Source organism: Sphingopyxis sp. Root1497 (assembly GCF_001427085.1).
GTDB lineage: Bacteria > Pseudomonadota > Alphaproteobacteria > Sphingomonadales > Sphingomonadaceae > Sphingopyxis.
The window spans coordinates 339,245-349,961 of record NZ_LMGF01000001.1 but is presented as its reverse complement, the minus strand read 5'-3'; the positions used below and the strand labels follow the sequence as shown (position 1 = coordinate 349,961).

Annotated in this window: 9 protein-coding genes and 1 pseudogene; 6 read left to right on the top strand and 4 right to left on the bottom strand. The window is 64.7% G+C overall.

Going from position 1 to position 10,717, the window contains the following annotated elements; genetic code table 11:
* From ASD67_RS01580 to ASD67_RS01565, 4 genes and pseudogenes are all read right to left on the bottom strand, one after another.
* A pseudogene (locus tag ASD67_RS01580) lies at positions 1-330 on the bottom strand (hypothetical protein); the annotation flags it as partial.
* Positions 331-484: 154 nt separating this feature from the next.
* On the bottom strand, positions 485-1,288 hold the full coding sequence (locus tag ASD67_RS01575) for an SDR family oxidoreductase (protein ID WP_056342243.1): 804 nt from the start codon (positions 1,286-1,288) through the stop codon (positions 485-487).
* A 133-nt stretch (positions 1,289-1,421) separates the two neighbouring features.
* Complete coding sequence (locus ASD67_RS01570) at positions 1,422-2,540, bottom strand: acyl-CoA dehydrogenase family protein (RefSeq protein ID WP_056342240.1); 1,119 nt, start codon at positions 2,538-2,540, stop codon at positions 1,422-1,424.
* A 67-nt stretch (positions 2,541-2,607) separates the two neighbouring features.
* The gene (locus tag ASD67_RS01565) at positions 2,608-3,789 is read right to left on the bottom strand and encodes an acyl-CoA dehydrogenase family protein (protein WP_056342237.1); all 1,182 of its coding nucleotides are present in this window, start codon (positions 3,787-3,789) and stop codon (positions 2,608-2,610) included.
* Between the two features lie 171 nt (positions 3,790-3,960).
* On the opposite strand from ASD67_RS01565, the gene ASD67_RS01560 reads away from it, so the two are divergent.
* The 6 genes from ASD67_RS01560 to ASD67_RS01535 all read left to right on the top strand — a co-directional run bounded on the left by ASD67_RS01560 (position 3,961) and on the right by ASD67_RS01535 (position 10,717).
* Positions 3,961-4,818, top strand: coding sequence for an SDR family NAD(P)-dependent oxidoreductase (locus ASD67_RS01560; RefSeq protein WP_056342234.1), 858 nt, complete (start codon positions 3,961-3,963; stop codon positions 4,816-4,818).
* Positions 4,815-6,272: an MFS transporter gene (locus tag ASD67_RS01555; RefSeq protein ID WP_056342232.1), complete on the top strand. Its 1,458-nt coding sequence runs from the start codon at positions 4,815-4,817 to the stop codon at positions 6,270-6,272. The genes ASD67_RS01560 and ASD67_RS01555 overlap by 4 nt, the downstream gene beginning before the upstream one ends.
* 111 nt (positions 6,273-6,383) lie before the next feature.
* Complete coding sequence (locus ASD67_RS01550) at positions 6,384-7,673, top strand: acyl-CoA dehydrogenase family protein (RefSeq protein ID WP_056342229.1); 1,290 nt, start codon at positions 6,384-6,386, stop codon at positions 7,671-7,673.
* Between the two features lie 118 nt (positions 7,674-7,791).
* The gene (locus tag ASD67_RS01545) at positions 7,792-8,883 is read left to right on the top strand and encodes a Zn-dependent alcohol dehydrogenase (protein ID WP_056342226.1); all 1,092 of its coding nucleotides are present in this window, start codon (positions 7,792-7,794) and stop codon (positions 8,881-8,883) included.
* The gene (locus tag ASD67_RS01540) at positions 8,880-9,947 is read left to right on the top strand and encodes a phosphotransferase family protein (protein WP_056342223.1); all 1,068 of its coding nucleotides are present in this window, start codon (positions 8,880-8,882) and stop codon (positions 9,945-9,947) included. The genes ASD67_RS01545 and ASD67_RS01540 overlap by 4 nt, the downstream gene beginning before the upstream one ends.
* Positions 9,944-10,717 carry an SDR family NAD(P)-dependent oxidoreductase gene (locus tag ASD67_RS01535; RefSeq protein ID WP_056342220.1) on the top strand — a complete coding sequence of 258 codons (774 nt, stop codon included), beginning with the start codon at positions 9,944-9,946 and terminating at the stop codon, positions 10,715-10,717. Before ASD67_RS01540 ends, ASD67_RS01535 begins: the two co-directional genes overlap by 4 nt.

Sequence of the window (10,717 nt, the reverse complement as noted above, 5' to 3'; positions counted from 1 at the left end):
GAAGCCGAACTTCACCACCGCGTCATTGGCACCATTCTTGTCATTGGCGTTGATGTCCATCGTGGTGATCTGGCTGCCCGGGAACAGCTTCACCCCGTCAATGTCGAAATCGCTGTTGATGTCGAGGTCGGCGATATCGGGGATGTCGAGGTCGATATTGACCCCGGTGCCGTCGATCTTGAGCTTGCCGCCGTCCTTGCCCGAAGTGATGTGGACCGCGCCGCCGTCGCCGTCGGCGTTGATCGTCAGTTCGGGGGAGTTCTTGGGCTTTTCGTCCTGCCCGCAGGCGGCGAGGAGCATCATCGGGGGAATGAGGAACGCGAAACGCATGGCACATCTCCTTGGTGCATTAGCTGGATAATACACCTTGGAGGTGCGGGAGTCAATTTTCTGTCTTCGTCACCCCGGACTTGAGCCGGGCCCCGCCTGTTCTTGCAGCAAGAAAGGCGGGTGCCGGGTCAAGCCCGGCATGACGAGAAGAAGGTCAGGCGTCGATGCTCGTCCGCACATCGCCGTGGACCAGCCCGCCATCGACGGTGATCGTGTCGCCGACGACATAGTCGCCCGCTTTCGAGGCGAGGAAGATCGCGGCGCCGGCCATATCCTCGGGCACGCCGATGCGCTTGACCGGGATGCTCTGCGCCACCGCGTCGCCATGGTCGCGCGCCGCCTTGTTCATGTCCGACTGGAAGGCGCCGGGGGCGATCGCGGTGACGAGGATATGATCCGAAACCAGCCGCGCCGCGAGGCGCTTGGTGAGGTAGAGGATCGCCGCCTTCGACGCGTGATAGCTGTAGGTTTCCCAGGGGTTGAGCCGCTGGCCATCGATCGAGCCGATGTTGATGACCTTCGAGGGCCGCGCCGCGGTGCCGCCGGCCTTGAGCAGCCCGTGCAGCGCCTGCGTCAGGAAGAAGGGCGATTTGACGTTGATGTCCATCACCTTGTCCCAGCCCGCCTCGGGGAAACCCTCGAAGGGTTCGCCCCAGGCCGCGCCGGCATTGTTGACGAGGATGTCGAGGCGTTCCTCGCGCGCTTCGAGTTCCTTGGCCAGCGCGCGGCAGCCCTCGACGGTCGAGAGGTCCACGGGAAGCCCGATGACCTTGCCCGGGTAACGCGTTTCGAAATCGGCGACGGCTTCCTCGATCTGCGCACTCTTGCGCGCCGAGATATAGACGCGCGCGGCACCAGCGGCGAGATAGCCCTCGACGATCATCTTGCCGATGCCGCGCGAGCCGCCGGTGACGAGCGCGATGCGGCCGTCGAGGCCGAACATGTCATTGAGATTCATTGTCTCATCCTTTTGCTCCCTCCCCTTCAGGAGAGGGTTGGGGTGGGGCCTGTGGGCTCGATGCCCTCCCCGCTGCGACTAGCGAACGAGTTCGCAAGTCTCGCTGCCCCTCCCGCTTGCGGGAGGGGTGAGATTAATACCCGTTCATCCGCGCGACCTGGTCGATGTGGTAATGCACATCGCCCATATACTCCGCCAAAGCGCGGTCGCGTTTCATGTAGAGGCCGATGTCATATTCGTCGGTCATGCCGATGCCGCCGTGCATCTGCACACCTTCGCGCACCGCGAGGTTGGCGGCGCGGCCGGCCTTGGCCTTGGCGACCGAGACCATCAGCCTGGCGCCCTCGCTGCCCTGATCGAGCAGTTCCTGCGCCTTCATCACCGTGGCGCGCGCGACTTCCATCTCGCCATAGAGGTGCGCGGCGCGGTGCTGGAGTCCCTGGAACTCGCCGATCAGCTTGCCGAACTGCTTGCGTTCCTTGAGGTAGGTGACGGTCATATCCATCGCGCCCTGACCGACGCCGACCATTTCGGCGGCGGCGCCGGTGCGGGTGGCGGCAAGCAGCGCGTCGAGGATGTCCTGCCCGGCATCAACTTCGCCGATCACCGCATCGGCATCGACTTCGACGCCGTCGAGGGTGACGTGGCTCGCGAGGCTCGAGTCGACGAGGCGGCGCGGCTCGGCGGTGAGGCCTTTGGCGTCCTTGGGCACCGCGAACAGCGTGATCCCGCCGTCGGTCTTCGCCGCGACGATGCTCATGTCGGCGACATGGCCGTGGAGAACGAAGCTTTTCTTGCCGTCGAGGCGGAAGCCGTTGCCGGCGCGCGTCGCGGTGGTCGCGATGCGGTCGGGGCGGTGCTTGGCGCCCTCGTCGATCGCGAGCGCGATGATCGCCTGACCACCCGCGATCGCGGGCAGCCAGCGGCCGGCCTGTGTGCCGCCGGCCTTCGCCAGCGCGGCGACCGCGCCGACGCCGGTCGACAGGAAGGGCGACGGGGTCAGGTTGCGGCCGATTTCCTCGAGCACGATGCCCGCCTCCATATGCCCCATGCCGAGACCCCCGTGCGCCTCAGGCACCAGCATGCCGGGCAGGCCCATGTCGGTGAACTGCGCCCAGAGGTCGCGCGAAAAGCCGGTGGCGTCAGCGCTGTCGCGCAGTTTGCGCAGGTGCGAAACCGGCGCCTGTTCGGCCACGAAGGGCGCGACGCTGTCCTTGAGCATCGCCTGGTCGTCATTGTGGTAGAGTGGCATTGGTTTTCTCCAGTTCCCTTCCCGCTTGCGGGAGGNGACCCCTCCCGCAAGCGGGAGGGGAGAAGGATTACGCCCCCGGCAAATCCAGGATACGCTTGGCGATGACGTTGAGCATGACTTCGCTCGTCCCGCCTTCGATCGAATTGGCCTTGGTGCGCAGCCAGCCGCGCGGGCGCGCGCCGCCCTTGGTCTCTTCGCTGTCCCATTCGAGCGCTTCGCTGCCGCCGCCCGACATGACGAGCTCGTGGCGGCGCTTGTTGAGTTCGGTGCCGACATATTTCATCATGTTCGACGAGGCGGGATGCGCGCGGCCGGTCTTCCACATGTCCATGAAACGCTCGCCCATCGCACGATAGGCAAAGACATCGACGTCGAACGCCGCCATTTCGGCGCGCAGGATCGGGTCGTCGAGTTCGCCGGCCGCATTCTTGCCAAAGGATTTCGCGAATGCGCCGCCGATGCTAACCATGTCGCCGCCGGCGCCGCCGCCCGAGATCATCTCGCGTTCGTGGCCGAGCAGATATTTGGCGACGTCCCAGCCGCGGTTGATCTCGCCGATAAACTGCGTCTTCGGCACTTCGACATCGTCGAAGAAGGTTTCGCAGAAGGGCGAATTGCCCGAAATCAGCAGGATCGGCTTGGTTGTGACGCCCTTGCTCGCCATGTCGAAGAGCATGAAGGTGATGCCCTGATATTTATTCGCCTTGTCGGTGCGGACGAGGCAGAAAATCCAGTCGGCCTTGTCGGCATAGCTCGTCCAGATCTTCGACCCATTGACGACCCAATGATCGCCCTTGTCTTCGCCGAAGGTCTGCAGACTGACGAGGTCGCTGCCCGAGCCGGGTTCGGAATAGCCCTGGCACCAGCGGATTTCGCCGCGCGCGATCGGGTTCAGATACTCGACCTTCTGCTCTTCGGTGCCGAATTGCAGCAGCGCGGGGCCGAGCATCCAGATGCCGAAGCTGTCGAGCGGCGAGCGCGCATGGATGCGCTTCATTTCCTGTTTGAAGACCTTGGTCTGCTCGGGCGTCAGCCCGGCGCCGCCATAGGGTTTGGGCCAGTCGGGGACGGTGTAGCCTTTGGAAACACAGGCATCGAGCCATTGCTTCTGCGCCGCGTTCTTGAACTTGAAGTTGCGCCCGCCCCAGCAGACGTCATCCTCGTCACGGATCGGTTCGCGCATTTCGGCGGGGCAGTTCGCCTCCAGCCATTCCCGCACCTCGGTGCGGAAAGCGTCCAGTTCGCTCATCCTTCGGGCTCCTCTTCTGACGCCAAATCTACGTCCGCTTCGCTAGTTTACGCAAGCGTCAACTTGGGATCCGCGACCTGCCGTTACGGCACCGTAGCGTCCGATTGCCGGGCGTTGACGCGCCTTTCCACGCGCCTAAGCTTAGGTCGCAAAATAAAACGGGAGCAGGATATGCGATTCGCAGGCAAGGTCGCCGTCGTCACCGGCGCAGCATCGGGCATCGGCAAGGCTGCGGTGCTGAAACTCGCCGGCGAGGGCGCGCATGTCTTCGCCGCCGACATCGACGAAAAGGGCGGACAAGCGCTGGCCGAACAGTCGAACGGCAAGATCGATTTCGTCCGCTGCGACGTCACGCAACCCTCGGACATCGAAGCGCTGATGGATGCCGCCGCCGCGAAGGCGGGCGGCATCGACATCGTTTTCAACAATGCCGCGGCGGGCGGCGATCGCGCGCCGATCGACGAAATCACCCCCGAGGGCTGGGACCGCACGATGGACCTGGTGCTGAAATCGGTGGCGATGGGGATTCGCTACGCCAGCCCGCATATGAAGGGCCGCAAGGGCGCGGCGATCGTCAACACCGCCAGCGTCGCAGCGCTCGGCGCGGGCTATTCGCCGACCGCCTATGCCGTGGCGAAGGCGGGCGTGCTCCACCTGACCAAGGTCGCGGCGACCGACCTCGCGCGCTATGGCATCCGCGTCAACGCGATCTGTCCGGGCTTCATCAACACCAATATCTTCACCGCCTCGCTCGACGTGCCCGACGCGATGAAGAGCGAGGCGAACGCGATCATCGCGGGGATGAGTGCGCAGGCGCAGCCCGTCGCGCGCGGCGGCCAGCCCGAGGATATCGCAAACGCGGTCGCCTATCTGGCGAGCGAGGAATCGAGCTTCATGACCGGCACCCATATGCTCGTCGACGGCGGGCTGACCATCGGCCAGCGCCACGCCTGGGACCCCGAAGCGCCCGGGATGTTCGACGCCCTGACAGCGATGGAGGAGGCGGCGAAGGCGGGAGCACCCGCGTGAGCGCAACGGCGAGCGCGCTGCCGCCCTCCGGAAAGCTGCCCCTGCCCATCAAGCTCGGCAACGGCTTCGGGTCGATTGCCTATGGCGTGAAGGACAATGGCTTCGCCACGCTCCTCATGCTGCTCTACAATCAGGTCCTCGGACTCGATGCGCGGATCGTCGGGCTGATCCTGCTGCTCGCGCTGTTCATGGACGCGATCATCGATCCGATGGTCGGCTACTGGAGCGACAAGACGCACAGCCGCTGGGGCAAGAGGCACCCGTGGATGTATGCAGCGATCCTGCCGATGGCCTTTGCCTGGATCATGCTGTGGCACCCGCCGTCGCTCGATCAGCAGTGGCTCTATGGCTATCTGCTGCTTTTCGCCTTCCTGATGCGCGCCGCGGTGTCCTGTTATGAAATCCCCGCGCTGTCGGTCGTCCCGGCGCTGACCAGCGATTATGACGAAAGGACCTCGCTGACGCGCTGGCGCTTCGTCTTCGGCTGGGCGGGCGGGCTCGTCATGCTGACGCTGGCCTTCGGTTTCTTCCTTGTCCCGAGCGAAAAATACCCCGTCGGCCAGCTCAATCTCGATGGCTATCAGCTCTATGGCTGGACCGGTGCAGTGTTGATGATCCTTGCGACCAGCGTGTCGGCCTTGACCACCCACCGCCGCCTCGCCCACCCCGACGCGGCGCCGCCGACGCACCTGCCGCTGGGACAGACGCTGCGCAAGATCAAGACCATCCTGTCGAACAAGGCTTTCCTTGTGTTGCTTGGCAGCTCGGTCTTCGCCTTCGTCAACCAGGGCCTGACCTTTTCGATCACCGCCTATCTCCTCACTTATTATTGGCTGATGCCGCAGGCGGGCTTCATCGCCTATTCGGCGACACTCTTCGTCGGCGTGGTCGGCGCCTTCCTCGTCGTCGGGCTGCTCCAGAAACGGATGGAGAAGCGAACCGGCGCGGTGGCGGCGGGCGTGCTCGCGCTGTGTTTCGGGGTTTCCCCCTATCTGCTGCGCTTCATCGGCCTGTTCCCCGACAATGGCGCATCGGCGCTGATCCCGACGCTGTTCGCGCTGATCACCATCTCGAACGCCTTTTCGGTCGCGTCGATGATGCTCGCCCAGTCGATGGCATCGGACATCGTCGAGGCGTCGCAGGAAAAAACAGGTGAGCGGTCCGAAGGCATTTTCTTCTCGGCCTATTTCTTCGTCCAGAAATGCGCGACCGGCATCGGCCTGTTCCTGACCGGGCAGATCATCGGGGCGGCGAATTTTCCGGCCAAGGCGACGCCGGGTCAGGTCGACCAGTCGATCCTCGACAATCTGGCGGTCTATTTCCTGGCCGTTCTTGTCCTCTTCGCCATCGCCAGCATCTGGTTCATCTCGCGATTCCCGATTTCGCGTGCCGATCATGAAGCCCGTGTCGCGGCGATGGCAGAAGCGGCGGAAGCGGCAAGACCACATCCGTAACGGAAAAGTTCGCGGCGCGGCGAAAGGGTGTAATTTTGAGGCCGCAGGGCTTGGCAAGCGGGGCCGAATCGGTCCATGGGCTTACGTAAACGTAAAGGGAAGGATGCGAGCATGGATTTCGATCTCACCGACCGGCAGGTCTATTGGCGCGACCGCGTACGCGATTTCATCGAGCGCAAGGTGCGTCCCGCCGTCCCCACCTATGACAAGCAGGACAAGGAAGGCGACCGCTGGAAAGTGATCCAGGTCGTCGAGGATCTGAAGGCCGAGGCGAAAGAGGCCGGGATCTGGAACCTGTTCATGCCGCCGCGCAGCGCCGCGCACCACCATGTCGACGAGACGATCGAGTTCGAGGGCCCCGGCCTCACCAACCTCGAATATGCGCTGTGCGCCGAGGAAATGGGCCGCGTCGGTTTCGCCAGCGAAGTGTTCAACTGCTCGGCGCCCGACACCGGCAACATGGAGGTGTTCCACCGCTATGGCACCGCGGCGCAGAAGGAAAAATATCTCAAACCGCTGATGAACGGCCAGATCCGTTCGGCCTTCCTGATGACCGAGCCGAAGGTGGCGTCCTCCGACGCGACCAACATCGAGACGCGCATCGAGCGCGACGGCGACGATTATGTCATCAACGGCACCAAATGGTGGTCGTCGGGCGCCGGCGACCCGCGTTGCAACATCGCGATCGTGATGGGCAAGACCGATTTCGCCGCCAAGCGCCACGCGCAGCAGTCGATGGTGCTGATGCCGCTCGACGCCCCGGGGGTGAACATTTTGCGTCACTTACCGGTGTTCGGTTACGACGACGCGCCGCACGGCCATATGGAAATCGAGCTGAAGGACGTCCGCGTCAACGCCGAAGAGGCGATGCTGCTCGGCGAGGGCCGTGGCTTCGAGATCGCGCAAGGCCGCCTCGGGCCGGGCCGCATCCACCATTGCATGCGCACGATCGGCGTCGCCGAGGAGGCGATTTCGAAGATGGCCAAGCGCCTCCAGTCGCGCGTCGCGTTCGGCAAGAAGGTCGCCGAATACAGCATCTGGGAACATCGCCTGGCGCGCGCGCGCATCGACATCGAAATGACCCGCCTGCTGTGCCTCAAGGCCGCCGACATGATGGACAAGGTCGGCAACAAGTCGGCCGCGGCCGAGATCGCGATGATCAAGGTCCAGGCGCCGAACATGGCGCTGAAGATCATCGACGACGCGATCCAGGCGCATGGCGGCGCGGGCGTGTCGGAAGATTTCGGGCTCGCCAAGGCCTATGCGCATCAGCGCACGCTGCGGCTCGCCGACGGTCCCGACGAGGTGCATGAGCGTGCGGTGGCGCGGATCGAATTCGCCAAGCATAGCGAAGCGAGCGAGCCGGGTTTCTCGTCGGGCGACATCGGCGTGTCGCGCTAAACTTTCCTCCCGCTTGCGCGAAGGATTGGGGGAGGGCCTGTTCCTCCCCCGCATCGCGACCGACACGCCCTCCCCTATCCCCTCCCGCAAGCGGGAGGGGGATGATATGGAGCTTTAGATGACCAAAGCCGCCATCCTGATCGAACCCGGCAAGCCGCTGCAGATCGAGACCGTCCAGATCGCCGATTGCGGCCCGCACGAGGTCCGCATCCGCACCGCCGCGTGCGGCCTCTGCCATTCGGACCTGCACTTCATCGACGGCGCCTATCCGCACCCGCTGCCCGCGATCCCCGGCCATGAGGCCGCCGGCATCGTCGAGGCGGTCGGCAGCGAAGTGCGCACGGTCAAGGTCGGCGACGCGGTCGTGACTTGCCTGTCGGCCTTTTGCGGCCATTGCGAATTCTGCGTTTCGGGCCGCATGTCCTTGTGCATGGGCGGCGACACCCGCCGCGCCCCCGGTCAGCCGCCGCGCATCACGCGCCCCGACGGCAGCATCGTCAACCAGATGCTCAACCTCAGCGCCTTTGCCGAAACGATGCTGGTCCACGAACATGCCTGTGTGCGCATCGACCCCGACATGCCGCTCGACCGCGCCGCGGTGATCGGCTGTGCGGTGACCACCGGCGCGGGAACGATCTTCAACGCGTGCAAGGTGACCCCGGGCGAGACCGTCGCGGTCGTCGGCTGCGGCGGCGTCGGGCTCGCCACGATCAACGCCGCGAAGATCGCCGGCGCGGGGCGGATCATCGCCGCTGATCCGGTGCCCGAAAAGCGCGCGCTGGCGATCAAGCTCGGCGCCACCGACGTCGTCGACGCACTCGCCGACGATGCCGCGAAGCAAATTCTGGAGCTGACCAAGGGCGGCGTCGACCATGCAATCGAAGCGGTCGGGCGCCCGGCCTCGGCCAGCCTCGCGGTCGCGTCGCTACGCCGCGGCGGCACCGCGACGATCCTCGGCATGATGCCGCTGTCCGAAAAGGTCGGCCTGTCGGCGATGGACCTGCTCAGCGGCAAGAAATTGCAGGGCGCGATCATGGGCGGCAACCGCTTCCCCGTCGATATTCCGCGCCTCGTCGATTTCTACCTGCGCGGACTGCTCGACCTCGACAGCATCGTCGCGGAGACGATCCCGCTCGCGCAGATCAACGAAGGGTTCGACAAGATGAAGAAAGGCGACGCCGCCCGTTCGGTGATCGTATTCGACCAATGACATTGGACGCACAAAAGGCCTTCAGCGGCACCGTCGCGCCCGAGGGCGCCGATATCCTCGACGAGGCGAAGCTGACCGCATGGATGGAGGCGAATGTCGAGGGCTTCGAGGGCCCGCTGACGCAGGGCAAATTTGCCGGCGGCCAGTCGAACCCGACCTACAAGATTTCGGCGCCGTCGGGCAATTATGTCCTCCGCCGCAAGCCCTATGGCCAGCTGCTGCCCTCGGCGCACGCGGTCGACCGCGAATATAAGGTGCAAGCGGGGCTCCATAAGGCCGGTTTCCCCGTCGCGCGCCAATATGGCCTGTGCACCGATGACAGCGTCGTCGGCAGCTGGTTCTATGTCATGGGCATGGTCGACGGCCAGACGATCTGGGACGGCGCGATGCCGGGGTCGACGCCGGAGAATCGCCGCGCCACTTACGAGGCGATGATCGATACGCTCGCCGCGCTGCACAATGTCGATGTCGAGGCGGCGGGGCTGTCGGACTATGGCAAGCCGGGCAATTATTTCGGCCGCCAGGTCGACCGCTGGACCAAGCAGTACCGCCTCTCCGAAACCGAGACGATGGACGAGATGGAGCGGCTGATTGCGTGGCTGCCCGCGACGCTGCCCGAACAGACGCGCACCAGCGTCGTTCATGGCGATTACCGCATCGACAATATGATCTTTGCCAAGGACCGCCCCGAAGTGCTCGCGGTGCTCGACTGGGAGCTCTCGACGCTCGGCGACCCGCTCGCCGATTTCACCTATGTCGCGATGGCGTGGGTCACCGAAAATGGCGGGCGGTCGGGGGTCGAGGATCTCGACCGCGTGGGCCTGGGCATTCCCGAACTGGGCGAAATGGTCACCCGTTATTGCGCCGCGACGGGCCGCGACGGGGTGCCCGACATGAACTGGTATTTCGCCTATAATTTCTTCCGCCTCGCGGGCATCATCCAGGGCATCAAGAAGCGCGTGATCGACGGCACCGCCTCGTCGCAGCATGCCAGGGACATGTCCGAGCGTGTCCGCCCGCTCGCCGAAAGGGCGTGGGATTTCGCAAAGAAGGCGGGCGCATGAACCTGTTCGACATGACCGGCGAGGTCGCGCTGATCACCGGATCGTCGCGCGGCATCGGCAAGGCCATCGCCGAGGCGATGGCCTTCCACGGCGCCAAGGTCGTGATTTCGAGCCGCAAGCAGGACGCGTGCGACGCGGTCGCGGCCGAACTCAACGCGCAATATGGCGAAGGCACCGCGATCGCGATCGCCGCCAATATCTCGTCGAAGGACGGGCTGCAGAATCTGGCCGACGAGACCGTCGCGGCCTTCGGCCCGGTCACCGCGCTCGTCTGCAACGCCGCGTCGAACCCCTATTACGGGCCGTCGGCGGGAATCAGCGACGACCAGTTCCGCAAGATCATGGAAAACAACATCCTGTCGAACCATTGGCTGGCGCATATGTGTGCGCCCGCGATGCTGGCGGCGGGCAAGGGGTCGATCACGATCATCAGCTCGATCGGCGGCCTCAAAGGCTCGTCGATCCTCGGCGCCTATGCGATTTCGAAAGCCGCCGACATGCAGATGGCGCGCAATTTGGCCGACGAATTCGGGCCGCAGGGCGTGCGCGTCAATTGCATCGCGCCCGGGCTGATCAAGACCGATTTCGCCCGCGCTTTGTGGGAAAATCCCGAGAATCTGGAAGTTTCGACGCGGCGATCGTCGCTGCGCCGGATCGGCGAGCCCGAGGAAATCGCCGGGGCGGCGGTGTTCCTCGCCAGCCGTGCCGGCGGCTTCACCACCGGCCAGACGATCGTCATCGACGGCGGCAACACTTCGAGCGGAGGATAA